This window comes from Sphingomonas sp. STIS6.2 (genome assembly GCF_000732685.2).
Classification (GTDB): Bacteria; Pseudomonadota; Alphaproteobacteria; order Sphingomonadales; family Sphingomonadaceae; genus Sphingomonas; species Sphingomonas aerolata.
Genome location: NZ_JPDP02000088.1, coordinates 1 through 25,788, shown reverse-complemented (window position 1 = coordinate 25,788; position 25,788 = coordinate 1). Strand labels below are relative to the sequence as shown.

Here is a 25,788-nt window from a genome sequence, read left to right as displayed (position 1 = left end):
TGGCCGGCGTCGGCACCTGCCGGACCGGTGCGTCGGGCCGCGGCGCGGGGCGCGGCTGCTGGCGGACCAGCGGATCGGCGGGCGGCGCCGGCACGGGCGGCGGCGGGGTGTGCGGGATATATATTGTGAGCGGCGGGTCGGGGGGCGTGAACGGCACCAGTTCCGGTGCTGCAAAGAACAATGCCCCGATCACCACGCCGTTGACCGCCAGTGCGACGCCCAGGCTTCCGGGATTCAATCCGCCCGTCCGGCTCATTCTGTCCGCGTACATCCGTCCGTCTCCTTCGCATCTCCTCGAGGATGGCGGCGCGATCGATACCGCCAAATGAAATGGTACATCATCACATGCATCGCGCAAGCGCGATCGGAACCGTTTTGCACGCCGTCGGATGAGGGGCGGTCAGCGGGGTTTCAGCCCGCTCGTTCAAGCCTCAGCCGGCGCGTGCCGCCGCGAGGCGCGCCAGTGCCCGCTCACGCCCGATCAGCGGCAGCAGCGCGGCCATGTCGGGCCCGTGATCGCGCCCGGTCAGCGCGCGGCGCAGCGGCAGGAACAGCGCCTTCCCCTTGCGCCCCGCCTCCGCCTTCAACCGGCTCGTCAGCGCGTGCCAGGGGTCACTCGCCCAGTCGATTGCCGCCGCGGCGGCCAGCGCCTGGTCGAGATATGCCGCATCCTCGTCCCCGCCGACGGGTTCGACCGCGACCGGCCCCTCGATCACCTGCCACCAGTCGGCGGCATCGGCGAGCGTCACCAGGTTCGGACGTACCGCCTCCCATGCGGCCTCGCCCATCCCCGAGGGCAGGCGCTCGGCGACGTCGGCAAAGGGCAGCGCATGCAGGATCCGCGCATTCACCTGCGCCAGCTCCCCCTCGTCGAACCGCGCCGGCGCGCGGCCGAACCGGGCGAAGTCGAACGTCGCGATCAGCGGCGCGGCGTCGGCGATCGGCTCGACCGGATCGCTCGTCCCGATCCGCGCGAGCAGCGCGCGCACCGCCTGCGGCTCGATCCCTACCTCGCGGAAATGATCCGCGCCGAGCGAGCCCAGCCGCTTCGACAATTTCCCTTCCGCGCCGGTCAGCAACGCCTCATGCGCAAACTGCGGTGCGGGCGCGCCGAGTGCTGCAAACATCTGCAGCTGCAGCGCGGTGTTCGACACATGATCCTCGCCGCGCACGACATGAGTCACGCCCATATCGGCATCGTCGATCGCCGACGGCAGCATGTACAGCCACGATCCGTCCGCGCGCCGGATCACCGGGTCGCTCATCGTCCGCGCCTCGAAATGCTGGTCGCCGCGGATCAGGTCGGTCCAGGCGATCGGCGTGTCGTGATCGAGCTTGAACCGCCAGTGCGGCGCCACCCCGTCCCGCTCGAACGCCGCGCGCTGCGCGTCGGTGAGCGCCAGCGCCGCGCGATCATAGATCGGCGGCAATCCGCGCCCCGCCTGAATTTTGCGCTTCAGGTCAAGCTCCTGCGCACTCTCATACGCCGAATAGATATGCCCGCTCTCGACCAGCGCCGCGAACCGCGCCTCGTACAGCGCGAACCGCGCCGACTGGCGTTCCTCGCCATCGGGCGTCATCCCCAGCCAGTCGAGATCGCTACGGATCGCGTCAACGAACCGCTCCTCGCTCCGTGCCGCATCGGTGTCGTCGATCCGCAGCAGGAAGCGTCCGCCCTGCGCGCGCGCAAACATCCAGTTGTGGAGCGCCGTGCGGATGTTGCCGACGTGCAGCCGGCCGGTGGGCGAGGGGGCGAAACGGGTTATGACGGTCATGCCCTGCGCTGTACGAAGCGGCGCGCGCGCCGGCAAACCCCTTCGGCCCTTTCCCCATTGGAACACCGGGACTAAGGGGCGTGCGACTGGGCGTGGAGCGATTTTGATGAAACTGATGACCGGCAATTCCAACCTGCCTCTGGCGCAGGAGATCGCCGCCTATCTCGAAATCCCGCTGACCGATGTCAGCGTCCGCCGCTTCGCCGACGAGGAAGTGTTCGTCGAGATCAACGAGAATGTCCGCGGCGAGGACGTGTTCGTGATCCAGTCGACTGGCTTTCCGGCGAACGACAACCTCATGGAATTGCTCATCATGATCGACGCGCTGAAGCGCGCGTCGGCACGCCGCATCACCGCGGTCATCCCCTATATGGGTTATGCCCGCCAGGACCGGAAACCCGGCCCGCGCACGCCGATCTCGGCCAAGCTCGTCGCCAACCTCATCACCGTCGCGGGCGCCAACCGCGTCCTCTCGGTCGATCTCCATGCCGGGCAGATCCAGGGCTTCTTCGATATCCCGACCGACAATCTCTATGCGGCGCCGGTCATGTCCGCGGATATCCTTGCGCGGTTCAAGGGCAAGAACCTGATGGTCGTCTCCCCCGACGTCGGCGGCGTCGTGCGCGCGCGCGTGCTCGCCAAGCGACTCAACAACGCGCCGCTCGCGATCGTCGACAAGCGTCGCGAGCGCGCCGGCGAATCGGAGGTGATGAACATCATCGGCGAGGTCGAGGGCCGGTTCTGCATTCTCGTCGACGACATCGTCGATTCGGCGGGTACGCTGTGCAATGCGGCGGCCGCGCTGATGGAGGCGGGCGCCGAGGGCGTCGTCGCCTATGTCACGCACGGCGTACTGTCGGGCGGCGCGGTCGCGCGGGTCGACGGCTCCGAACTGCGCGAGCTCGTCATCACCGATTCGATCGGCAATCATGACGTGATCAAGGGCGCGCATGGCAAGATCCGCCACCTGCAGATCGCACCGCTGCTCGGCGAGGCGATCAAGCGGATCGCGGATGAAACCAGCGTCTCGAGCCTGTTCGACTGAGGCGCGCCGCTGTCGGATCGTGGTGCGGTCGCCGGGTTACCGCTGCGACAGCGCCACGATGTGATCGAACACCGCGGGGTGTAGCGGCTTGGCGAAGGCGCAGCCATATTTGAACTTGTCGCGCCACGCGACCACCGCCTCGAGCGCGGCGAGGCCAGGCAAGGTCAGCCACACGACCGTCCCCGGCCAGAGCGTGAAGCTCGTCTCGGCCCGGAACCCCGACAGCGACAGGTCGGTCACCTCGATCTCGAACCGCGTCTGGCCGCGGTCGCGCAGATGCGCACGCATCCTGACGGATTTGCGCAACGCCCGGCGCAACTCTCCACCGGGCTCTTCACCGGTCCGAGTCTCAGGCGAGTCGTAGGCGGGGTCTGTCATGGTTCAACTCTGGCACGAAAAGGGTTACTTTTCCGCAAATGTTTGTGATCCGGCAGGCGTTTCGATCCGCTGCAGCGCGCATTCACAAAATGGCCAAAAATCAGCGATCCACTCGCCCTATTGCGAACAAGACGCAAGAGCAAATGCCTTAAGGGTGGATTTGCGGCGCGCCCTGTGCTTTACGCGCTGGCAATTCCCGAGTTTCCCAAAAATTGCGTGGAGCCTTCCCGATGAACATCCATGAATACCAGGCCAAGGAACTGCTGGCCAAGTTCGGCGTCCCCGTCCCCGCCGGTTTCGCGGCGCTGACCGTCGAGGAAGCCGTCGAGGCCTCGAAGAAGCTCCCCGGACCGCTCTACGTCGTCAAGGCGCAGATCCACGCCGGCGGCCGCGGCAAGGGCAAGTTCGTCGAGCTCGGCCCCGACGCCAAGGGCGGCGTTCGCCTCGCCAAGACCGAGGACGAGGTTCGCGCGGCCGCGACCGACATGCTCGGCAACACGCTCGTCACCATCCAGACGGGTGACGCGGGCAAGCAGGTCAACCGCCTGTACGTCACCGACGGCGTCGACATCGACAAGGAATTCTACCTTGCGCTGACGCTCAACCGCACCACCGGCCGGGTGATGATGGTGGCCTCGACCGAAGGTGGCATGGACATCGAGGCGGTCGCGCATGACACGCCCGAGAAGATCCAGTCGATCGACATCGACCAGGCGACCGGCTTCATGCCGCATCACGGCCGCGCCGTTGCCGCTGCACTCCAGCTGACCGGCGATCTCGCCAAGCAGGCCGCAAGCACCGCGTCGAAGCTGTATGACGCGTTCATGGGCACCGATGCCGAGCAGATCGAGATCAACCCGCTCGCGGTGACCAACGACGGCAAGCTGATGGTGCTCGACGCGAAGGTCGCGTTCGACGGCAACGCGCTGTTCCGCCACAAGGACCTGCTCCAGCTGCGCGACGAGACCGAGGAAGATCCCGCCGAGCTCGAGGCGTCGAAGTACGACCTCGCCTATATCAAGCTCGACGGCGACATCGGCTGCATGGTCAACGGCGCCGGCCTCGCCATGGCGACGATGGACATCATCAAGCTCAACGGCATGTTCCCGGCGAACTTCCTCGACGTCGGCGGCGGCGCCAACAAGGAGAAGGTGACGGCCGCGTTCAAGATCATCCTTGCGGATCCGAACGTGAAGGGCATTCTCGTCAACATTTTCGGTGGCATCATGAAGTGCGACATCATCGCCGACGGCATCGTCGCGGCGGCGAAGGAAGTGAACCTGTCGGTCCCGCTCGTCGTCCGCCTCGAGGGCACGAATGTCGAGAAGGGCAAGGAGATCCTCGCGAACTCCGGCCTGGCAATCGTCCCCGCGAACGACCTTGGCGATGCCGCCAAGAAGATCGTCGCAGAGGTGCAGAAGGTCGCGGCGTAACCGCTGTCGGCCTCGCATACTGACTTCGCGAAAAACGGGGCTCGGACGGAAACGTCCGGGCCCTTTTTCGTTGGTATCGCAGCCGGTCCGACGGGGCGGTCGTCGTGACGCTACGGTATCCGATGTTTCCGTACCGCACTTGCGAAAACGACGCGAAACCGCCATCTGTCGCACCAACGCAGCCGGTAACCGGCGGGCGAAACGAACATATTCAGCTTGGAAGGAATCCTGATGAAGGTGCTGGTGCCGGTCAAGCGTGTGCTTGACTACAACGTGAAGCCTCGCGTGAAGGCGGACGGAACGGGCGTCGATCTGGCGAACGTCAAGATGAGCATGAACCCGTTCGACGAGATCGCGGTCGAGGAAGCGATCCGCCTGAAGGACAAGGGCGTGACCGAGATCGTCGTCGTGTCGATCGGCGAGCAGAAATCGCAGGAAACGCTGCGCACCGCGCTCGCCATGGGCGCCGACCGCGCGATCCTCGTCCTCAGCGAGACCAAGGTCGAGCCATTGGGCGTCGCCAAGATCCTCGCCAAGATCGTCGAGGAAGAACAGCCCGACCTCGTCATCCTCGGCAAGCAGGCGATCGACGACGACAACAACCAGACCGGGCAGATGCTCGCCGGCCTCCTGAACTGGGGCCAGGGCACGTTCGCGTCGAAGGTCGAGATCGCTGACGGCTCGGTCCATGTGACGCGCGAAGTCGATGGCGGTGCGGAGACGGACACGCTCAAGTTGCCCGCGATCATCACCACCGATCTTCGCCTCAACGAGCCGCGCTATGCGTCGCTGCCGAACATCATGAAGGCCAAGTCGAAGCCGATGGCGACCAAGGCGCCGGCCGATTTCGGTGTCGACGTGACGCCGCGGCTGACCACGCTGAAGGTCGTCGAGCCCGCCAAGCGCTCGGCGGGGATCAAGGTCGCTGACGTCGACGAGCTCGTCGGCAAACTCAAGACGATGGGAGTCGCAAAGTGAAGACGCTCGTTTGGGTCGAACATGACGGTCAGGTCGTCAAGGACGCCACGCTCTCCGCGGTCACTGCCGCGAGCAAGCTCGGCGAAGTCCATCTGCTGGTCGCAGGGCAGGGGGTCGACGCCGTTGCGGCCGCCGCCGCGAAGATCGCCGGCGTCGGCAAAGTGCATGTCGCCGATGACGCGGCGTTCGCGCACGCGCTCGCCGAAAACGTTGCGCCGCTGATCGTCGAGCTGATGGGCCATCACGACGCGTTCGTCGCGCCGTCCACCACGCACGGCAAGAACATCGCGCCGCGCGTCGCAGCCCTGCTCGACGTCATGCAGATCAGCGACATCCTCTCGGTCGAGAGCGACGACACGTTCACGCGCCCGATCTATGCGGGCAACGCGATCGCCACCGTCCAGTCGTCGGACGCGAAGAAGGTCATTACCGTCCGCGGCACCGCGTTCGAGAAGGCCGCCACCGAAGGCGGCTCGGGCGAGATCGAGGCTGTCGCCTCGACCGGCGACAAGGGTCTGTCGACCTTTGCCGGCGCGGAGATCGCGAAGAACGAGCGTCCCGAACTGACCAGTGCGAAGATCATCGTTTCGGGCGGCCGTGCGCTGGCGTCGAGCGACCAGTTCCACGCGCTGATCGATCCGCTCGCGGACAAGCTGGGCGCGGGCGTCGGTGCAAGCCGCGCCGCGGTCGATGCGGGCTATGCCCCGAACGACTATCAGGTCGGCCAGACGGGCAAGATCGTCGCCCCCGAAGTCTATGTTGCAGTCGGCATCTCGGGCGCGATCCAGCATCTCGCGGGCATGAAGGATTCGAAGACGATCATCGCGATCAACAAGGACGAGGACGCGCCGATCTTCCAGGTTGCGGACATCGGCCTGGTCGGCGACCTGTTCAAGATCGTCCCCGAACTGACGGAAAAGCTCTGACCCCGCAATGCCTCCCCCGCCAGGGGGAGGTGGCAGGCATAGCCTGACGGAGGGGGAGGATAGACGGACCCATATTGCCCGTCCTCCTCCCCCACCCACCAAACCCCCGGACAGCGCCGCGGCCCGAACGCTTGCCGCCCCGCGCCATCCTCCCCAGATATCAGTCATGTACGGCGTCCAACCCCATCCGCGCGACCGGATCCTGTCCGCCGCCGGCGCCGCTGCTCTGTGTGCAGCATTGGGCTATGCGTTGATCCTTGGCCTCGGCGTCAGCCTCCCGTCGGCGATCCCCGACGCGCTCAAGACCTTCGCGGTCGGCCCGCCGCCCCCGCCGCCGCCACTCGAAAAAGTCGTGCCCCGCCCGGCGAAGAGCCACCGCCCCGAAGGCGCCGCATCACCCGCCAATCTCCGGTCGAAGGCGACCGAACTCGTCGCCCCGATCCCGATCGTTCCACCCGTCATCCCGCCGCCGATCGTCGCTGCGCTCAAGCCCGGCGTCGGCAGTGCGGCGACGACCGGCGCCGCGCCGGTCCCGGGGCCCGGCACCGGCGCGGGCGGTGAGGGCGACGGTACCGGCAGCGGCCGCTATGGCGACGGCGACGGCGATGGCGGCGACGAGAGCCCGCCGCGGCTGTTGAAGGGGCGGTTCAGGAACAGGGACTTCCCCAATGCGGAGGCGATCATCGGCGCGGGCGGCGTGGTCGGTGTCCGCTACACCGTCGAGACGAACGGCCGCGTCACCGGGTGCAGCATCACGCGCTCGAGCGGCAATGCGGTGCTCGACGCGACGACCTGCCGGCTGATCGAACTGCGCTATCGCTATCGCCCCTGGCTCGACGCCGCGGGGCGCCCGGTCCGCTCGACCGTCGTCCACAATCAGGAATGGGTCAACGAACTCGGCCCCCCCGAGGACGACGACTGATCCTCTTGCCGCTGTGCGACGCGGCGGGCACGATGCTGCGGCATGATCACCGCCCTGCTCCTGATCGCCGCGCAGGCAAGCGCGGCGCCCGTCGCCCCCGACCCCCGCATAGCCGCGCGTGTTGACCGGGTGCTCAGTAAAACCCCGGTCATCGACGGCCATAACGACCTCGCCTGGGAAATCCGCGACGTGCACGGCGCAAAGGTCGAATCGCTCGATCTCGCTGCGGACACACGCCCGCTCCAGACGGACATTCCCCGCCTGCGCAAGGGCCGCGTCGGCGCGCAATTCTGGTCGGTGTGGATCCCCGCAGATATGACCGGCCCGCGCGCGGTCGAGATGACACTCGAACAGATCGATATCGTCCGCCGATTCGTCGCCGCGAACCCCGCCGCGCTCGAACGCGCGACCAGCGCCGCCGATATCCGTCGGATCGAGAAGGCGGGGCGGATCGCGTCGCTGATCGGGGTCGAGGGCGGGCACCAGATCGATGGCCGCCTTTCCGTGCTGCGCCAGTACCGCGCGCTCGGCGTCGGTTACATGACGCTGACGCACGGCAAGAGCCTGAACTGGGCGGACAGTTCGACCGATGCGCCGCGCGCGAACGGGCTCACCGATTTCGGCCGCGCGGTCGTCGCCGAGATGAACCGGATCGGCATGATCGTCGATGTCAGCCACGTCTCCGACGCGACGATGCGCGCGGTCCTCGCCGCGGCCAGGGCACCAGTGATGGCCTCGCACTCGAGCGCCCGCGCGCTGACCGACGCACCGCGCGACATTCCTGACGACCTGCTCGCCGCGATCGGCGCGAACGGCGGGATCGTCATGGTCAATTTCTACCCCGCCTTCGTCTCGACCGCGTGGCGGACCTGGGATGCCGACCGGACCGTCTTCGCCAAGACTGCAGGCGTGCCCGCGAACGTCTATGGCGCGCGTTCGCCTGCGCCGCTCGTCGCCTGGGACCGGGACCATCCCGAACCGCGTGTCACCGCCGCGACCGTTGCGGATCATGTCGAGCATATCGCGCGGGTGGCTGGCCGGGATCATGTCGGCCTCGGCGGCGATTATGACGGCATCAACGGCACCGGGCCGCAGGGGATGACGGGCGTCGACGGCTATCCGCTGCTGTTCGCCGAACTCGCACGGCGTGGCTGGAGCGATGCTGACATGGCCAGGCTCGCCGGCGGCAACATGCTCCGCGTCATGGACACCGTCGATGCAATCGCGCGGTCGCTGTCCGCGCTGCCGCCGGGCGACGCGATCGATATCGCGTCGCGCTGAGACTCAGGGCACCGGCATCCGCGGTGCCGCCACCGGCTCGACCCGCAATGGTGGCACTGCGCGGAGCCTCAGCCCGATTGCCAGCGCCGCACCGCCGACGACCAGGCAAAAGCCCGTCACGCCGGGCCAGCCGGCATGCGTCCACGCGAACCCGCCCGCCGAGCCCAGCACGCTCGACCCCATATAATAGAAGAACAGGTAGAACGCCGCCGCCTGCCCGCGCGCGCCACCGCCCGCGACGCTCTGCGCCCGCCGCCCGACCCACGCGCTCGCGATCGAATGCGCGCCGAAAAAGCCGATCGTCACCACCGCGATGCCGGCGATCACCAGCGCCAGCGGCTGCATCGCGGTCAGCGCGACGCCCACGATCAGCACCACCACTGGGACCCAGAAGATCGTCCGCCGCCCCAGCCGCCCGGCGAGCGTCCCGAACCGCGCCGAGCTGATCGACCCCAGCACATAGAGCAGGAACACCGCGCCGACCGCCGACTGGCTAAGCCCGTAAGGCGGCCCCATCAGCCGGAATCCTGCATAATTGTAGACGGTGACGAACACCCCCATCAGCAGGAACGCCTCGAGATACAGCAAAGGCATCGCCCGGTCGGTGAACAGCGCACGCGCATCGCGGACCAGCGCCGCCGGGCGGCCCGCGCTGGGATGGAAGTTGCGCGACGGCGGGGCGAGCCGGCGAAACGCTTCGGCCATCGCCAGCCCCGCGACCCCGACCGCGGCGATCGCGAATCTCCACCCGCCAAAATCGGCGACGAGGCTCGCGACCAGCCGCCCGCCCATCCCGCCGATCGCGCTGCCCGCGATATACAGCCCCATCGCCCCCCCGACCGAGGCCGAATCGACCTCCTCGGCGACATAGGCCATCGCCACCGCCGGCACCCCCGCCAGCGCCAGCCCGGTGAGGAACCGCAGCACCAGCAACCCGCTCCACCCCGGCACCAAGGCGGTCGCCAGCGTCAGTGCACCCGCCGCAAACATCGCCGCGATCATCAGCGGCCGCCGCCCGAGCCGGTCGGACACGGCCCCTGCAAACAAGATCCCGATTGCGAGCGGCCCGGTTGCCAGCGAGACTGCGAGCGACGCGGCCTCGGCGCTCAGCCCGAACTGCGCGGCGAGCGACGGCAGCAGCGGCTGCACCGAATAGAGCAGCGAGAAGGTCGAGAACCCCGCGAACAGCATCGCCATCGTCAGCCCGCGATAGGCCGGCGTCCCGGCGGCGATCCCCGTTCCCGAAATGTCAGAATCCCCGCAAGAAGCTGTCGACATTGCGGCCGAGCGCATCGACCGCATAGCCGCCCTCCATCACGATCGCGGTCGGCCAGCCGCGCGCCGCGATATCGCGCGCGAGCACCGCATAATCGGGCGTGGTCAGCGCGAAGTGCGAGATCGGATCCCCCTCCCACGTATCCGCGCCGAAGCTGACGACGAGCAGCCCGGGATTGAACGTCGCGATCGCGTCGAGCGCGGTCGTCTGCGCCGTGCGAAACGCGTCGATCGCCGTGCCGTGGGGAAGGGGCAGGTTGAGCGTAGCGCCCAGACCCTCGCCGTCCCCCGTCTCGTCGGCATGCCCCCAGAAGAACGGATAGTCGGTCCGGGGATCGGCATGCACCGAGGCGTAGAACACATCGCCGCGGTCGTAGAAGATGTCCTGCGTGCCGTTGCCGTGATGATAGTCGATGTCGAGGATCGCGACGCGTGCGACACCCGCGTCGCGCGCCGCCTGTGCCGCGATCGCCGCGGTGTTGAGATGGCAATAGCCGCCGCAATAATCCGCACCCGCATGATGGCCGGGCGGCCGGCACAGCGCGAACGCCGCGCGGTCGCCCTCCAGCACCGCGTGCGTCGCGGCCAGCGCGGACTGCGCGCTGCCATAGGAGGCGGCCCAGCTGTCGGGCGTAATCGGCGTCGTCGCGTCGAAGCTGTGCGCGCCGATCAGCGCGTCGATCCGCGTCAGGTCGAGCGGCCGCCGCCCGCGGATCGGAAATGCATAGGGAATCGCATCCCCCGTTCGCCCCGCCTCGCGCCACAACCGCGCCGCGTCCTTCAGGAATGCGACATAGGCCGGCGAATGCACCGCGAGGATCGCCGTCTCGCCGCGATCTGCCGGTGTCTCGACCGGACCTAGCGCGGCCAGGATCGCATCGACCCGCGCCGGCATCTCCGCATAGGTCGTGAAGCCGCCATTGTGCAGCTCCTGCGTCGGCGCATGCGCCCGCTGCCGATCGTCGAAGAACATGCGCATCGGTCTGTTACCTTGTCAGAGATGTCAGGCAGCGGGGCGGGCGAGCGCCTCCGCGATCAGCTTGCGCGAATTGTCGATCCCGTACAGCGCGATGAAACTGCCCATCCGCGGCCCCTGTTCGGAGCCGAGCAGCGTCTCGTATAGCGCCTTGAACCAATCGCGCAGGGTCTCGAACCCGCCGGTCTTGCCGATCTCGTAGACGATGTTCTGCACATCCTCAGCGCTCGCATCGGCGGGCAGCGCGGCAAGTTCGGCATCGAGCCGCTCGAGCGCCGCGATCTCTACGCCTTCGGGTGCACGCCGCTTGAGCGTCGGCGCGACAAAATCGCGGCCGTACGCCAGCGCATGGTCGATCAGCTTGTCGAGCTCGGGATAGCTCTCCGCCGACGCATCGGGGACATAGTTCGCCAGATAGCCCCAGACCTGCGCCTTGCTCGCATCGCCCATCACGCCGACGAGGTTGAGCAGCAGCCCGAACGTCACCGGCAGCTCGCCCTCGGGCAGCTTGCCGTCATGGATATGGTGGATCGGATTGCCGAGCTTCTGCTTCAGATCCTGGCCGGCATAATTGCCGCGGAACTGCCAATATTCGTCCACCGCGCGCGGGATCACGCCCATGTGCAACGACTTGGCCTTTTTCGGCTCGCGATAGGCGTAGAACGCGAGGCTCTCCTGCGGGCCATAGGTCAGCCACTGGTCGAGGCTGAGGCCATTGCCCTTGGACTTCGAGATCTTCTCGCCATTCTCGTCGAGGAACATCTCGTAGTTGAAGCCCTCGGGCGGGCGGCCGCCGAGCACGCGCGCGATCTTCGACGACTGGGTCACCGAATCGATCAGGTCCTTGCCCGCCATCTCGTAATCGACGCCGAGCGCGACCCAGCGCATCGCCCAGTCGACCTTCCACTGCAGCTTGGCCTTGCCGCCGAGCACGCTCTGCTCGATCCGCTGCCCCTCATCCTCGAACGCGATCAGCCCGGCCTCGGCATCGATCACCTCGATCGGCACCTGCAACACGATGCCGCTGGTCGGCGAGATCGGCAGCACCGGCGAATAGGTCGCGCGGCGCTCGGCGCGGAGCGTCGGCAGCATCACGTCCTGGATGCCCTGGAAATGCCGCAGCACGCCCTTCAACGCCTCGTCGAAACGCCCGCTCGTGTAATAGTCGGTCGACGACGCGAACTCGTAATCGAAGCCGTAGCGGTCGAGGAATTCGCGCAGAATCGCGTTGTTATGCGCGGCAAAGCTCGAATGCGTGCCGAACGGATCGGGGATCTGGGTCAGCGGCTTGCCGAGATGCTCGCGCAGCATGTCGCCATTGGGGACGTTGTCGGGCACCTTGCGCAACCCGTCCATGTCGTCCGAAAACGCGATCAGCCGCGTCGGCGTGTCGCTCAGCGCGTGGAAGGCGTTGCGCACCATCGTCGTGCGCAGCACTTCGTTGAATGTGCCGATATGCGGCAGGCCCGACGGGCCATAGCCGGTCTCGAACAGGATCGGCGCGCCCTGCTTGCCCTGCGGATAGCGCTTGAGGAGTTTGCGCGCCTCCTCATACGGCCAGGCTTTGGATTCCAGGGCGGCGGTGCGGAGCTCGTCGGTCATGTCCCGCGCCCTAGCGCGAAGGCACGAGTCTGCAAAGTCCGCGACCGCCCGGTAGCGTTAGGGCCGCGTGCGGCCCGTACCCGTATTGGCGCCACCGCCGCCGCCCGTGCCGGGTGCACCGACCGAGCCGATATTGCCGAACAGGTCCTGGAAGAAGCCGCGCTGGCGACCCAGCGTCGGCGTCGTCTTGCCATCGGGGCTGATCGACGCGACCTGGTCGAGCCCGCCGCGACGGATCGCGGTGACGGTGCCCTGCTGGTCGAAGCTGATCTGCAGCGTGATCTGCGCGTTCGGGCGCGGGTTGCGGAACGCCAGGTTGCGGCTGTCGCGCGCCAGATAATACCAGTCACCCTGGTCGAACTGTCCCGCGAGCGTCGGCTTGCCGAGCGTCTGGAGCACCGACTGACGGTTGTCGACGCCAGGCTGGACCGAGTTGACGAGGTCGACATCGACCACATAGCCCTGATGCGAGCGAAGCTGCGTGCAGCCAGCGCTCGTCAGGCCGACGAGCGCGAGCGCCGCGACGCTGGCCGTACGGCGTGTCAGGCGGAATGAAAGGACGCTCATATACTCTCCCGGGGCGGGGTCACGCGATACTGGCGGCAGCACGATTGCATCGGCCGCGGATCGCCTCGATATGCGAGGTTGCGCAGGCAAACAAGCCGCCGCGCATTGGCGACGGGAAGGCGACAGGATTTGGGCTGGTTCGGCAGGCTATTGGGCGAGAAGCACGACGAGGCGCTGCCACTTTATACCGCGGTCGTGCAGCGCGCGCGCGCGGAGCATTGGTATCGCGACGGGCAGGTGCCCGATACGGTCGACGGCCGGTTCGACATGATCGCCGCGGTGCTCGCGCTCGTCATGCTGCGGATGGAATCGGAGCCATCGGGTGGTGAGCCCGCGGCGCGACTCGCGGAACGCTTCGTCGACGACATGGACGGGCAGCTTCGTGAGCTCGGGATCGGCGACATCATCGTCGGCAAGCATATCGGCCGGATGATGAGCATGCTCGGCGGGCGGCTTGGTGCCTATCGCGACGGGCTCGCGACGGGTGACCTCGACGCGCCGCTCGTCCGCAACCTCTATCGCGGTGATCCGCCCGCACCCGCAGCACTCGCGCATGTCCGCACGGCCCTCACCGACTTCCACGCCGCGCTCGCGGGCGTCCCGCTATCAACCCTACTCGCCGGAGAGCTGCCATGACCCCCGAATTCAGCCGTCCCGAGCGACTCGACACGATCGGCGAGCGCGATCGCAGCGTGACCTTCGCCGCAACGCCCGAGGAACGCCGCAAGCTTGCCGCACGGTTTGCGATCCTGTCGGTCGACCTGCTCGAGGCGCACTTCACGATCCGTCGCGACACGAGCGGGATCGTCGCCAAGGGGCATGTGACGGCAAAGGTCGTGCAGGCCTGTTCGGTGACCGACGAACCGCTCACCGCGACGATCGACGAGCCCGTCGCGCTGCGCTTCGTCGACAATTTCGGCGCGGTCGACGGCGAGATCGAATTGTCGGACGATGCGCTCGACACCGTGCCGATCGATGGCGGTGCGGTCGATCTGGGGGAAGCGGCGGCCGAGACGCTCGCGCTTGCGCTCGATCCCTTTCCCCGCGGCCCCAATGCCGCGGCCACACTGCGCGCCGCCGGGGTGATCAGCGAGGACGAATATCAGCCGGTCAACGCGTTTTCGGGGCTGAAGGCGAAGCTCGAGGGCAAGGGCTGACGAGTCCGGCCCGACGCGTCAGTCCGCGTCGGGCCCCAGCGTCGGATCGAGATCGCGCGGCCGGACGAAGCGGGTGAACCGCGCCGATCCGCTCGTCAGATCGTCCCAGTCGTCGATGTCGAACTGCAGCTCGGCAAGACTTGCGGTCGGATATTTGTCCTCGACCGCGTCGCGGAACGGGTGGGTCACGTCTGGGGTCAGCAACAGGACGAGATCCTCAAGCCCCGGATTATGCCCGATCACCAGCGCGCGATCGACGCCGCGCGGCAGATCGCGGACGAGGTCGAGAATCGTCCCCGCCGACGCCAGATACAGTCGCCGGTCCCAGTCGGGTGCCAGCGTGCGTCCATAGCCCGCGACGATCTCGTCGAGCGTCTCGACGACACGGACCGCGGGCGAGGCGACGACATGGTCGAACGCGAGCGACAGCGTGCGCATCTGCCGCCCGATGATCGTCGCGGCGCGGCGGCCCTTGGCGTTCAGCGGCCGGTCGAAATCGCGCGAGACCGTGTCGTCCCAGCCCGACTTGGCATGGCGCAGCAGCGTCAGCGTCTTCATGGCTCGGGCGTCATGATAAGGGTCCTCGGGCCGGTTCGCCCGCCTCATGCCTCAAGGCGGCGCGCGAGGAAAGCCGTGCCGCGACTCGGGTCACCGCTTCGTCGAGTGTGACGCGCGTCACCGGAACCCCCGGCGGGAAGGCGCTCAGCAGGCGCGACGGCATCGCCGCGGACAGCATGACGAACGCGCCCGAATCGTCCGCACGCCGGATCAGGCGGCCGAACGCCTGTGCCAGCCGCGCGCGGATCAGCCGGTCGTCATACACGGCGCCACCACCCGCAAGCCGTCGCGCGGCATGCAGCACGGTCGGCTTGGGCCAGGGCACGCCCTCCATCACCACGAGCCGCAGCGATTCGCCCGGCACGTCGACCCCGTCGCGCAGTGCATCGGTGCCGAGCAGCGACGCGCCCGGGTCATCGCGGAAGATATCGACCAATGTGCCGGTATCGATCGGATCGACATGCTGCGCGAGCAGCGGCAGCCCTTCGCGCGCCAGCCGGTCGGCGATCCGGCCGTGCACGCCGCGCAACCGGCGGATCGCGGTGAACAGCCCGAGCGTCCCGCCGCGCGAGGCGACGATCAGCCGGGCATAGGCGTTGGCCAGCGCGCCCACATCGCCGCGCTTGACGTCGGTGACGATCAGCACCTCGGCCTGTGTCGCATAGTCGAACGGGCTGAGCGCGGCGAATCGCGCGGCCGGGCGGGCCAGATGCGGTGCGCCGCTGCGCGCCTCGGCGATCTGCCAGCCTTCCTCCGCGCTGCCGCCCCCGGTCAGCGTCGCCGACGTCACTAATGCGCCATGCGCGGGTTTCAGCACGACCTCCGCAAACGGGCGGGTCGGGTCGAGCCAGCGGCGATGCAGCCCAATATCGAATTCGCGTCCTTCGACCCGGTCGACCGCGAGCCAGTCGACGAAATCGGCATCCGCGGGCCCGCCGACGCGCGCCAGCAGCGAAAGCCAGGCCGCGACCGTCTCGGCGCGCCACCCGATCGACGCGATCGCGCCCTCCACGCGTGCGCGCGCCGGCCCGTCGAGCCAGTCGGGCGCCTCGCTCAGCACCGCCTCGAGCCGTCGGCCGAGCGTGACCAGCGGACGCACCAGCGCGTCGAGTGCGGCGGCGGCGGGCGCGGCGGCTTCGATCAGCGTCGGATCGGGTTCCGCCAGTTCGGTCTCGAGCCCATAGCCGGCATCGCCCGGCTGTTCGGCGCGCGCATAGGTCAGCCCGCGAACCGCAGCGAGCAGCTCCTCGATCGGCCCGAACGGCGCGCCCTCGCCGATCCGTTGCAGCCAGCCCTCGCTCGCCAGCGCGCCGGCCGCGGCCACCGCCTCGCCGATCGCCCGATTGCCTGCCTCGTCATAGCTGGCGAGATCGGACAGGCGTGCGGCCAGTCCGCGCCGCCGTCCCCGGCTGCTGCCCTCGGGACCGATGATCCAGCGGCGCAGCTCGATCGTCTCGCCACCGGTCAGCGCGGTCGCGAACATCGAATCGGCGGCGTCGAAAATGTGATGCCCCTCGTCGAACACATAACGCGTCGGTCGCGTCGCGAGTTCGCGTCCGCGCGCCGCGTTGACCATCACCAGCGCATGGTTGGCGATGACGATGTCGGCATCGGTCGAGGCGCGCGCCGCGCGTTCGATGAAGCATTTTCGGTAATGCGGGCAGCCGGCATAGACGCACTCGCCACGCCGGTCGGTCAATGCGGTCGATCCGTTGCGCCGGAACAGCGTCGGCAGCCAGCCGGGCAGGTCGCCGCCGACCATGTCGCCGTCCGCGCTATACGCGGCCCAGCGCGCGACGAGCTGCGCGAGCACCGCCGCCCGCCCCGCAAAGCCGCCCTGCAACGCGTCCTCGAGGTTCAGCAGGCAGAGATAATTCTCACGCCCCTTGCGCGTGACGACCTTGGTCCGGCGGACCGCGGGATCGGGAAAGAGCCGTTCGGTTTCGCGCCCCAGCTGGCGCTGCAGCGCCTTGGTATAGGTCGAGATCCAGACCGCGCCGCCCGCCTTTTCCGCCCAGATCGAGGCGGGGGCGAGATAGCCGAGCGTCTTGCCGATCCCGGTCCCCGCCTCCGCCAGCACCAGATTGGGCGAATCGCGCACCGCCCGCGGCGCGAACGCAGCCGTCGCCGCGGCGGCATAGGCGCGCTGCCCCGGCCGTTCCTCCGCGCCATGCCCGGTCAGGTCGTCGAGTCGCGCCTCGGCATCGCCGGGCTCGATCGCGATCGTCCGCGGCGCGGGGCGCGGGGCCTGCTCCTCCCATTCGGGCAGTTTCGAAAACAGCCAGCGTTCGTTGACCGCCGGCTTGGCCAACCTTTCGGCGACCACCGGCGCCCAGGGCCAGCGTAACCGGTAAAGCGACTGCGCCGCGGTCCAGGCCCCCTCCCGCTCGGGCCAGTCGGCCGCGTCGGTCAGCGCCAGCATCGCCTCGGCGGCGCGCAACAGGAACGGCGCGACCTCGGCATCCTCGGTCGGCAGGTCGAGACCGGTGACGCGCGCGATGCCCTTCGGCGTCGGCACGGCGAACTGCGCCGGGCGCAGGAACGCGTAGAGTTCGAGCAGGTCGAGCCCCGACAGATCGGCATAGCCCAGACGCTGGCCGATCAGCGCGGCGTTGAGCAGGATGACGGGCGTGTCGGCAGCGATCCGGATCGCTTCGCCACGCCCGATCCCGCGCGTCTCGCCACCCTGTGCGACCCAGATGCCGCCATGGCTGGCGTGAAGGGCGGGGTAGGCAAGCACGTTGCCGACCGTGCGCGATGCGGAACGAAATGGCAACCTCGCCGTGCCGAAAAGCCGCAATACCGGCTTGTTCGAGGGTCTCGGCGACGATGGGGAGCGCCCCGTCCTGGCGAACAGACGCTGCGTCGCGCACCGGGCAGCGTGCCGGGCGATGTTCATTCGGTGCAATTTTCAGCGTCGGCCGGCGGACGAGCCAAGTCATTCCAATATTCTGACGATCGGTCGGCCGACACCTGTCCGAAACGGATCATGTTTGGTCCGTTACGGCGGGGACAGCGGATAGTCTTGGCCGGGGAGAGGGCCGATGAGCGAGTCGCTGGGGATCATCGATATCATCGTGCGCGAGGCGGTGGCATTTGCTGCGGTCGGCTTGCTGATCGGCGGAATCGATGACCTCCTGGTCGACATCGCATTCTTTTTCTGGAAAATCTGGCGCGGACCGTCGACCTTGCCGGGCATGGACGCGCTGCCCACGCCGTCGGAGTCCGGCCGGCTCGCGGTCTTCGTTCCGGCCTGGGACGAGGTGGCGGTGATCGGCGCGATGCTGTCGGCGGCGGTGGCGCGGTTCGACCATGACGATTACCGCATTTTCGTCGGACTCTATCCGAACGACCGCGCGACGATCGACGCCGCGGCGCGCGTGGCGGCACGCGATCCGCGGATCCGCCTGGTCATCGGCCAGCGCGATGGGCCGACGACAAAGGCGGACTGCCTCAACACGCTCTGGCATGCGCTGCGCCGCGCCGACGATCGCGACGGGCGGCGGACCAAGGCGGTCGTGCTGCACGATGCGGAAGACGTTGTGCACCCGCTCGAACTGCGCGTGTTCGATTCGCTGATCGACCATTATGCCGTCGTGCAATTGCCCGTCCTGCCGCTCGTCAAGCGTGGCTCGCGGCTCGTGTCGGGTCATTATGCCGATGAGTTCGCCGAGGCGGCTTGTGCGTTACCACAACTTATCTCGTGCGGACTTTTCCGCGTCAAAGCACGAGCGTGCAAGCTCGACCGGTGTAGGATGACGCGCCCGGAGGGCCCTCAATAGTTGTGTGAAATCAATGTGATGAGTTGTCTAACCTGTGAGAGAATCGCCCCTGCGTCATGAGGCGCCCCGCCGCAAATGGCTAACCGATTACGGCTTTGAACCGGGCCACTTTGCGATCGTCCGAACGCTTAGAAGCTGCCGCCATAAGCCCGCTTTCTCGGTGACACTCTCTATTGTTACACCTCGGCTAAATATGCTAGGTCGGTTTTCTAGTCACAGGCATGCCGCCCCTGCAAGCGAATAAGATCGCTCTGCCTGTGACTAGATCGCCCGTTTCCTGACCTGTCGTATAGCTTCGACCCTTTGCAACGCCGTTGAAGAAGTCACGAGGCGCTGCTGCTTCGGTGAAACGCCCAGCTCTTTCGAACCAGGCGCTTAGGTTACATCGCGTTATAATAGCCCGCGTAAAGCTTTTCGAGAGTGGCGTTGAACGTGCCGCCATTGGCATCAGCGTCCTTCGCCCGGTCGCGGCCGTACTCGGTCTTTCCCTTGGCCGAGAGCTTCTTGTATGCGCGGTTTTCCTTTTCACCCATGGTGATTTCCTTTGGTAGAGTGATCCAGGTCGACAATAGAATAGAGGCCCGCAGAGCACTGAGCTCCGACAATCCCTATAAGCCTCCCGATGACCTGATTATCGGGGGATGCGTGAAAACAGAGGGTCGGCTTCCCGCTGCGGCGCCATAGCTTCCGGAATTTCGACAGAAGCGGCGCGAGCAGCTGGGGTTGCTCGACGGATAAGAAGTTGATGTACCAACCGCTGTCAGCGGCATCCCACGCGATCTGCGCGACGGGTGTCGGCCCCTGCCATGCTATCAAACAAGCACCGGATTCGCGGAACTCGGTATCAACTATCATTGGCACCGCCTTCCTCGAAATTTTAGTGATGAATGCAGGGCAGGCGACGCATGCAGAGGCATGCGAAATGACGTCGCGGGGTGCTGGAGTGCTTCCGGTTACGTCGTTGATATACGAGCGGGGACGGCATAAACGCTGTTGCAGCGGGCCTTGCGGATTGTAGGCTCGGCTGGAGATCAGCATGTCAGTTCGAAAATTGGTCAGAAAAGTATTTCTATGGCCAGGAAAGCTATACGATAAGAATGCTGCGGAAAATCGCGCCCAGCTTGAAGCGGATATATGCCACTGCGGACAGGGAAAACCGAAGGGTAAAAGGTTTTGCGCCGAGTGCGATGCATGGTGATGGCGGCGCGACGATCCTACCTAAGCGTATCGGCACCAAACTCATCGACAGCAAACGCAAACCTACTAAGCATTAGGGGAAATTATGCTGGTTTAGTGCTTATTTTAGTAGGCGTGTTATACAACGCGATTTTGGCAATATTTGTCGCAAGGGGAATGCAGTTAGGTTATTCTAGCGTTGCGGCAGTTGAGGTATTAATTACATTTAGTTGTTTGGCATTGGCACTTTCAACTGGAGTTTCCAGTCGCGATATCATGCCAATATCACTCCTATGGCTTATATTTGCCCTCGCTTTGATTGCATCTATTTCGTTTGATAAAATCTACATTGGCAGTATTCGAAACTTCGCTCTGATAGCTGTTTTTGCAATGCTAGGCCAAAGAATGGATATCAGGTTTATTAGAAAGGCATTCTTCATTGCGTCTGCGATGACTCTTGCCGTTCTAGTATGGGAAATAGCGTCTGTAGAAAGCTATGCCTCCTTTTTTTCACCCGCGCGCTATTACGAGCTGACGCGTGGAACAGCGGTGAGTGAATTTGATGACTCGGGCCTGAGCGTAGGGACTATCGTTTTTGAGGGGCGTTTTAGTTTAGGAATCTTCTCGGGGCGCCGCACCTCATCGATATTTCTCGAGCAAGTTTCGATCAATTCATACGCGATTGTCTGCATGGCATTCCTCAGTGGGATGTGGGGTAGCTTGAATAGGAAAGAGAAACTTATTCAAATCTCGACTATTCTTCTAATAATCGCGAGCAATAACGCCCGAATGGGCGCGCTTATGTGTTTGGTTATGCCAATTGGCTATTTTTTATTTCCACGGCTTAATCGTAGCCTCATTCTGGCGATACCTTTCGTGATATTAGGATTTATATTTTCGTTATCGTCTTATTTGCAAAATGCAGTCGGCGACGACTTAACTGGTCGCTTGGGCGTTACTTATCGTCTTCTTAACAGATTCAATGTGGTAGACCTTTTTGCGGGCAATCCATTATTTGTAGAAAAGACTTTTGATAGTGGCTATGCATTTATTATAGCGTCAATTGGTCTTTTTGGCGGGTTAGCATACCTCCTGTTTTTAGTCTATTACCCGAGGTACGAAAATAAGGAACAGGCTAGGGCTTCGTGGAGTATCGCAGTCTACATTCTAGCTTGGCTAACCGTCGGAGGCACTGCAACGTTTTCGATAAAGACTGCGGCGCTACTGTGGTCTTTCATAGGATGCCTAAGTAGGTCGACAGAAGAGTCGCGAATAAACGAGCGAGATCGCCTTATCGAACATTCCTTGGTTCGACGGCGCCGCCCCCCGCTAACATCTTAATATGATCTGTCAGGGGGGCGGCGAACCGGGTGGCCTTTGGTGGGTCAATTTTAAAAATGTAGCTCTCCGGCCAGATGCGGCCGCCACCCCACCAGGTGATGCCGAGCAGAACGTTGCTGTTCGCGCGCAAGGCCGCGATCGCCTCGGCACCGACTGCCGCGCACGAGGCCTTCATGCCGTAGTGCGAAGCGAATGCGCTTTCGGTGATGTAGGCTTTCAGACCACGCCGGCGCAGCTGGTCAGCGAACTCGACGAACCCGCTGGTCTTGACGTCGCAATCCTTGCTTGTACCGCTCGATCCCTTGTCGAAATAGCGGTGGCCGTTCAGATACGTGCGATTGCTTGGATCGAGTGGGCCGCTGGTATCACGATCGAGCGCGCAGCCTGCGCTCTCGCAAGCCTTCCATGCCCCTTCCTTCTTGTCGAAGCGGAAAGTTGCCGACCACTGCGGCCATTCCAGCGCGATCGGATGCCGGATGCCGTTGGCGCGAAGGCCAGCAATTATGATCTTGGAATCGCGCGCCCACTGCATCCAGTCGTTCGTCAGCACCGGGTCGTCAAAGCCGCGGGGTTCGTTGACCAGGTCGAGGATCACCGATCCGTCGTCGGGGAAGTTGCGAGCGAAGCCGGTCCAGAATGCAATCGCCTTGGCTGGAGCGTCCCAGCGATAGGTATGGTTGTCGAGGATCACCGGCACGCCCTTGCTGCGGGCGTACATGACATGGACCTTCAGTTCGGCGATCCGCGCCGGCGTCATCCGGTCGTCCTTGAAAGGGTAGCGGATCAGCTTGAAGCCGTGCCGCTCGATATACCCCTTCCAGTCTTCGAGCGACGGCCGGATCGCATCGCCGCCGCTGGCCTCGGCGCCCGACAGGTTCGCGCCGAACAGCGGGTCGACGCGCGCGGTATGGTTCGCAGGTACTGCGGGCTGAGCGGGTGCTGCGGGGGCCGAAACTGCCACCGGTGCCACAGGTGCCGCGCAAGGTCGCGCGTCGACCGGGGCATAGACCCAACCCTTGCCCTGGACGTTCCCGACAAAGCGAAGCTTGGTCGCACCTATCATCTCAAAGCCGTTGCCGGCCGCGTTCGACCGGCTGCGATCGTTCCAGGCAGGCCATCCAGCGGCGCGCGTACCGTCGGCGAGCAGCTCGCGGCCCATCTGTTTCTTGAGGATCAGCGTATCGCCAGCGCAAACGGTAATCCGCGCTGGCGGATTGGCACCGGTGACAGCGTGCTCAATTTGCGCTGCGGCTGGGGAGGCGAGCAACGCAAGAGCGGCTAGAATATAGCGTATCATGTCGGATTCCCTAATAATCGCCTGTCCGAAATGACGCGGCGAACATGAAGGCGAGCAAAGTAAATTGCACAGCCAGAAGACGTGCCCGGCTCTTTCGACCGGGCACATTGATTATGTCTGGCTTGGTGACTGTTCGATTTAGGCTGCGTCGATGACGGGCGCGACGAGCTTGTACGGATGATCGGTCGGCAGGTTGCCGCCCTGATAGCCGCTTGTCCACGACATCCAGCCGTCCAGTCGCTGGCGTTCATCGGTCGTCAGGGCTTCGCGAAGATAGCCATGCGACCCGACAGAACCATTCCAGAAGCTGTCGATGACTTCGGAGGCACCGAGGCGCATTGCTGTTGGAACAACAGCAGCCGTCGTTACACCATTGTTTGTCGTGATCTTCTGAATATTGTCGAAGGCCGTGAAGGCAACAACGGGATTGGCGCCGGCGGCAATCTCCCAGATCATCGCATATGTGCGGTTGACCCAGGTGAGCTGGTTCGTTGTCGTCAGCGGACGCCCCGCACCGTGGTCAACACTTGGCTGACCGTAGCTGCCGCTCCCCTTTGCGAGGCGACGACGATTTGCAGCCGTACCGTTACCCATACCGAGAAGGGCCTGATACGTCTGCTCGGTCCCATTCCGGTTGATCGCAAAGATACCGCAATATGCGCTATCTGCGGGCAACTGGTCGGTGCCCTTGGTCATCTCGAAGTAGTCGTCGACGCCGTCGAAGTCGAAACGGCCATTAAAGGTCGTGGAGTAAACCGGCTGCTTCGCGGCGTCGGGCTGCGAATAAGCCATGACGGCCTTTCGACCGCTCCATGCGCCGGGAGTAGCGGAAGCATCCGAAGCAACAAAATAGTCGACCAGCTTCGTGCCAAGCTGATCCGGGGTCCAAAGCGGCGGGGGACCATCATCGTTGGTGATCTGACCGCGCGCGTTGGCGAAGTACAGGCCATAGCCGTTCGATGGCTCGGACAGCGTAACGTTGAACAGTTCGTTGCTTTCTGCGTCGTTGTCGCTCTTCACGACGACGTCGAACGTCGTAAAGGCCATACCGTCCGCAATGGTCGCGACGCCGCTCGGGATGACGCCCGCCACAAAATCGGTTGCCTTGACCGTGGCCCCCGAGAAGCCGGACACGGCCCACTTCACCGACGCTTGGCCGATGTTCGTGTTGCGCGTCACCATGAACGTGTAAGTCGTGCTTGCTCCAGCCGCACCCTCGACCTTGCGCGTGCTTCCGATGAGACTGAACTTAGGCAGGACCGTACCGCCCTCAAGCGCACGAATGCGGTCATCCATATAGGCCGCGAAGATCGCGTATCCCCCGCCGGGGTGCGTTCCGTCGGTCGTCATGAACGTGCCAGCCGCCCAGCGGTGATAAAGCACCGAGGTCGCCCGATTCCCGAACGGATCGGCCCGAGCGATGGGATCGAAATCAATGATACCGTCAACGCCGCCGCTGGCGACCTGACCCGACAACCAGTCGTGGAACTGATCGACGCTGCCGCCGGCTTCCCACTGTTCGCTGACCGTCGCGCCGCCAAACCAGACCGTTTGATCTTCGGGAAACGGTGTCGTCATACCTCCTGCCGTTCGCGGGAACAGCTTGGTGCGCCAGATCTTCATTGGCCTGACACCAGGCCCGGTAACGGCGAGACTGCGGAAATAGGGCCACGGCGAATACACCTGTCCCTGCACTGCCCCGAGAGCCGATCCGCTATAGTTGGCGGCAGTCGGGAAGTTGTTGGTGCCGTAGTTATCGACGACGCGGTTCGCGTATTTGACAAGCGTAGCGAGGAACGGGTTGAGCCCGGTGCCACCGCCCTGTGATGTCCAGGTGCCAGCCGCACCGCCCGCGACGGCGGCGTTGCAGCCCGCTTTACCGGTGACAGCCGGCGTTGGTGTGCAGAGGAACCGTGTGAACAGGCCGATCCCAACGCCGCTACCACCAGCACCGTCATTCGAGCCCATGAAGATGCTGTCACCGGTGCCGAGGTAGACGAACGGATCACCGCTCACGAACTTACCCAGCATCATCGGGAGCAACTGCGAGGCGCCGGACATTGTGAACCCTGCGGTGGGGTTGCTTCCGCCCCAGACGACCGCGCCCGGCGAGCTTAGATTAGTAGGCTGACGCAGGGCCGGATTGTAGCAAAATCCCGCGGTGGGCATGTCGTTGTCGACAAGGTGACCGGGCAGGCCGGTCGATCCCGCTGCAAACTCCGCAGTCCCCTTGAAGCGAATGACAGTCCCGACATCAAGCTGCGTACGGTTGAACGCTGCCGCCAGTACGGCATCGGAGACAAGGTCAACTTCGCCGTCAGCTACGGTGATAGGATAGGAGCGACCGGGGAACGTGATCGGCACAACGATCTGGTTGACCACGTCTTCTGCATACATTTGGTACAGCGTGAAGCCGTTGCCGATCGGCTTGCCGGTGCCCTGTTCGATATAGGCGCAATCGATACGCGCACGGATTTCCGAAAGTGCGCCAGAGCCGACCATGTGATCGACAAAGATCAAGGAAGCCCAGGTGGCCGTCTGTGTCGTGAGGGGGCGCCCGATGGTGTTGGGGAAGCGATTGCGCGGCGACGCGAAGCGCAAGACGCCGGTCGAACCCGTGCCCGACGAATTGACCGTCAGCGCGCCGCTCGCGCCGGTCGCGCCGGTCGCAGCGACAGAAAAGTTGACCTGACCCGCTGAAAGCGCGGACATGCCAACAACGACCTTCCAGCCCACCGACGCATCACCTGCGATAACCAAGCGCCCGTCGTTCGGCGTAACCGATGGCGTAATACCCGCCGGAACGTTCGAGATGTTCGATACCAGCGTACCTGCTGCTGCGGTCGCCGCGATCGACGGCGAAGCTGGCGACAGGGTGAGGATAGGCGTGGGTGCCGGTGCCGGTGCCGGCACCGGTGTCGGTGTTACAATCACGGGATCGGCCGTCGTAACGCTAAACGTGCGCGCGGTGCCATTGATGCTGATCGCGGCTGTGGCGGTCGCACTGTTCGAGCTCGGCGCCGTCACGCGGACCTTGAGCGTGTCACCGTCACTGACCGTGGTCGCGGTCGTGCTGTAGGCGCCACCGTTCTTCGAATAGGACCCGCCCGCGATAGTCAACGGAACCGCGGAGCCGACATTCGCCAGCGTGACGAGGTTGCTTTCGACCGCAGCGCCTAGGGCGGCGCCAATGATCGGGAAGAAGCCCCCGGCAGCAGAGAACGCAGCGCGGGATTGTGTCCTAGCGGCAGACGAGCCGAAGACGCGAGGATAGCGAGCCATTGAGATTCCTTCCGTGGTGTTTCGTGAAAGTTCAGCG

22 protein-coding genes and 1 pseudogene are annotated in these 25,788 nt (G+C 65.1%); 10 read left to right on the top strand and 13 right to left on the bottom strand.

Going from position 1 to position 25,788, the window contains the following annotated elements; genetic code table 11:
* A pseudogene (locus sphst_RS20595) lies at positions 1-271 on the bottom strand (hypothetical protein); the annotation flags it as partial.
* 160 nt (positions 272-431) lie between these two features.
* Positions 432-1,775 (bottom strand): glutamate--tRNA ligase, encoded by a 1,344-nt coding sequence (gltX, locus tag sphst_RS12360; RefSeq protein ID WP_107045601.1) that lies wholly within the window; start codon positions 1,773-1,775, stop codon positions 432-434.
* A 106-nt stretch (positions 1,776-1,881) separates the two neighbouring features.
* Here gltX and sphst_RS12355 point away from each other — a divergent pair, with 106 nt between their 5' ends.
* Entirely contained in the window at positions 1,882-2,820 is a 939-nt protein-coding gene (locus tag sphst_RS12355; RefSeq protein ID WP_031393436.1) for a ribose-phosphate pyrophosphokinase, read from the top strand.
* Positions 2,821-2,856: 36 nt separating this feature from the next.
* Here sphst_RS12355 and sphst_RS12350 read toward each other — a convergent pair whose 3' ends face one another.
* Positions 2,857-3,198: a PilZ domain-containing protein gene (locus sphst_RS12350; RefSeq protein WP_042466950.1), complete on the bottom strand. Its 342-nt coding sequence runs from the start codon at positions 3,196-3,198 to the stop codon at positions 2,857-2,859.
* A gap of 230 nt (positions 3,199-3,428) precedes the next feature.
* On the opposite strand from sphst_RS12350, the gene sucC reads away from it, so the two are divergent.
* The 5 genes from sucC to sphst_RS12325 all read left to right on the top strand — a co-directional run bounded on the left by sucC (position 3,429) and on the right by sphst_RS12325 (position 8,738).
* Positions 3,429-4,631, top strand: a complete 1,203-nt coding sequence (gene sucC, locus sphst_RS12345) for an ADP-forming succinate--CoA ligase subunit beta (protein ID WP_031393438.1) — start codon at positions 3,429-3,431, stop codon at positions 4,629-4,631.
* Positions 4,632-4,862: 231 nt separating this feature from the next.
* On the top strand, positions 4,863-5,609 hold the full coding sequence (locus tag sphst_RS12340; protein ID WP_031393439.1) for an electron transfer flavoprotein subunit beta/FixA family protein: 747 nt from the start codon (positions 4,863-4,865) through the stop codon (positions 5,607-5,609).
* A complete protein-coding gene (locus sphst_RS12335) occupies positions 5,606-6,535 on the top strand; it encodes an electron transfer flavoprotein subunit alpha/FixB family protein (protein ID WP_031393440.1) in 930 nt (309 codons plus the stop codon). The genes sphst_RS12340 and sphst_RS12335 overlap by 4 nt, the downstream gene beginning before the upstream one ends.
* 166 nt (positions 6,536-6,701) lie before the next feature.
* Entirely contained in the window at positions 6,702-7,457 is a 756-nt protein-coding gene (locus sphst_RS12330) for an energy transducer TonB (protein ID WP_107045600.1), read from the top strand.
* A gap of 42 nt (positions 7,458-7,499) precedes the next feature.
* Entirely contained in the window at positions 7,500-8,738 is a 1,239-nt protein-coding gene (locus sphst_RS12325; protein WP_031394848.1) for a dipeptidase, read from the top strand.
* Between the two features lie 3 nt (positions 8,739-8,741).
* On the opposite strand, the gene sphst_RS12320 is transcribed toward sphst_RS12325, so the two are convergent.
* From sphst_RS12320 to sphst_RS12305, 4 genes are read right to left on the bottom strand one after another with little or no spacing between them, the layout of a single operon-like run.
* Positions 8,742-10,040 (bottom strand): MFS transporter, encoded by a 1,299-nt coding sequence (locus sphst_RS12320; protein WP_234387631.1) that lies wholly within the window; start codon positions 10,038-10,040, stop codon positions 8,742-8,744.
* Positions 9,988-10,992, bottom strand: coding sequence for a histone deacetylase family protein (locus sphst_RS12315; protein WP_031396394.1), 1,005 nt, complete (start codon positions 10,990-10,992; stop codon positions 9,988-9,990). Before sphst_RS12315 ends, sphst_RS12320 begins: the two co-directional genes overlap by 53 nt.
* 24 nt (positions 10,993-11,016) lie before the next feature.
* Entirely contained in the window at positions 11,017-12,591 is a 1,575-nt protein-coding gene (locus tag sphst_RS12310; protein ID WP_056406695.1) for a lysine--tRNA ligase, read from the bottom strand.
* 57 nt (positions 12,592-12,648) lie between these two features.
* Positions 12,649-13,158, bottom strand: a complete 510-nt coding sequence (locus tag sphst_RS12305; protein WP_031396395.1) for an outer membrane protein assembly factor BamE — start codon at positions 13,156-13,158, stop codon at positions 12,649-12,651.
* Positions 13,159-13,287: 129 nt separating this feature from the next.
* On the opposite strand from sphst_RS12305, the gene sphst_RS12300 reads away from it, so the two are divergent.
* On the top strand, positions 13,288-13,794 hold the full coding sequence (locus sphst_RS12300) for a ubiquinol-cytochrome C chaperone family protein (RefSeq protein ID WP_031396396.1): 507 nt from the start codon (positions 13,288-13,290) through the stop codon (positions 13,792-13,794).
* Positions 13,791-14,315 carry a YceD family protein gene (locus sphst_RS12295; protein WP_031396397.1) on the top strand — a complete coding sequence of 175 codons (525 nt, stop codon included), beginning with the start codon at positions 13,791-13,793 and terminating at the stop codon, positions 14,313-14,315. Before sphst_RS12300 ends, sphst_RS12295 begins: the two co-directional genes overlap by 4 nt.
* A gap of 18 nt (positions 14,316-14,333) precedes the next feature.
* Here sphst_RS12295 and sphst_RS12290 read toward each other — a convergent pair whose 3' ends face one another.
* Positions 14,334-14,873, bottom strand: coding sequence for a SixA phosphatase family protein (locus sphst_RS12290; RefSeq protein WP_031396398.1), 540 nt, complete (start codon positions 14,871-14,873; stop codon positions 14,334-14,336).
* A 10-nt stretch (positions 14,874-14,883) separates the two neighbouring features.
* On the bottom strand, positions 14,884-17,613 hold the full coding sequence (locus sphst_RS12285) for an ATP-dependent DNA helicase (protein WP_234387629.1): 2,730 nt from the start codon (positions 17,611-17,613) through the stop codon (positions 14,884-14,886).
* Positions 17,614-17,917: 304 nt separating this feature from the next.
* Between sphst_RS12285 and sphst_RS12280 the strand changes: the two genes are divergently transcribed.
* Positions 17,918-18,655: a glycosyltransferase gene (locus tag sphst_RS12280; RefSeq protein WP_081877603.1), complete on the top strand. Its 738-nt coding sequence runs from the start codon at positions 17,918-17,920 to the stop codon at positions 18,653-18,655.
* A gap of 380 nt (positions 18,656-19,035) precedes the next feature.
* Here sphst_RS12280 and sphst_RS20590 read toward each other — a convergent pair whose 3' ends face one another.
* Positions 19,036-19,188: a hypothetical protein gene (locus sphst_RS20590; RefSeq protein WP_159043605.1), complete on the bottom strand. Its 153-nt coding sequence runs from the start codon at positions 19,186-19,188 to the stop codon at positions 19,036-19,038.
* The gene (locus tag sphst_RS20585; RefSeq protein ID WP_159043604.1) at positions 19,181-19,693 is read right to left on the bottom strand and encodes a hypothetical protein; all 513 of its coding nucleotides are present in this window, start codon (positions 19,691-19,693) and stop codon (positions 19,181-19,183) included. Before sphst_RS20585 ends, sphst_RS20590 begins: the two co-directional genes overlap by 8 nt.
* A 153-nt stretch (positions 19,694-19,846) precedes the next feature.
* Between sphst_RS20585 and sphst_RS20580 the strand changes: the two genes are divergently transcribed.
* Positions 19,847-21,172 carry a hypothetical protein gene (locus tag sphst_RS20580; protein WP_159043603.1) on the top strand — a complete coding sequence of 442 codons (1,326 nt, stop codon included), beginning with the start codon at positions 19,847-19,849 and terminating at the stop codon, positions 21,170-21,172.
* Here sphst_RS20580 and sphst_RS12270 read toward each other — a convergent pair.
* On the bottom strand, positions 21,123-22,577 hold the full coding sequence (locus tag sphst_RS12270) for a cellulase family glycosylhydrolase (protein ID WP_107045598.1): 1,455 nt from the start codon (positions 22,575-22,577) through the stop codon (positions 21,123-21,125). The genes sphst_RS20580 and sphst_RS12270 overlap by 50 nt on opposite strands.
* 30 nt (positions 22,578-22,607) lie before the next feature.
* A complete protein-coding gene (locus sphst_RS12265; protein WP_031392939.1) occupies positions 22,608-25,751 on the bottom strand; it encodes a hypothetical protein in 3,144 nt (1,047 codons plus the stop codon).
* Positions 25,752-25,788: the final 37 nt, after the last annotated feature.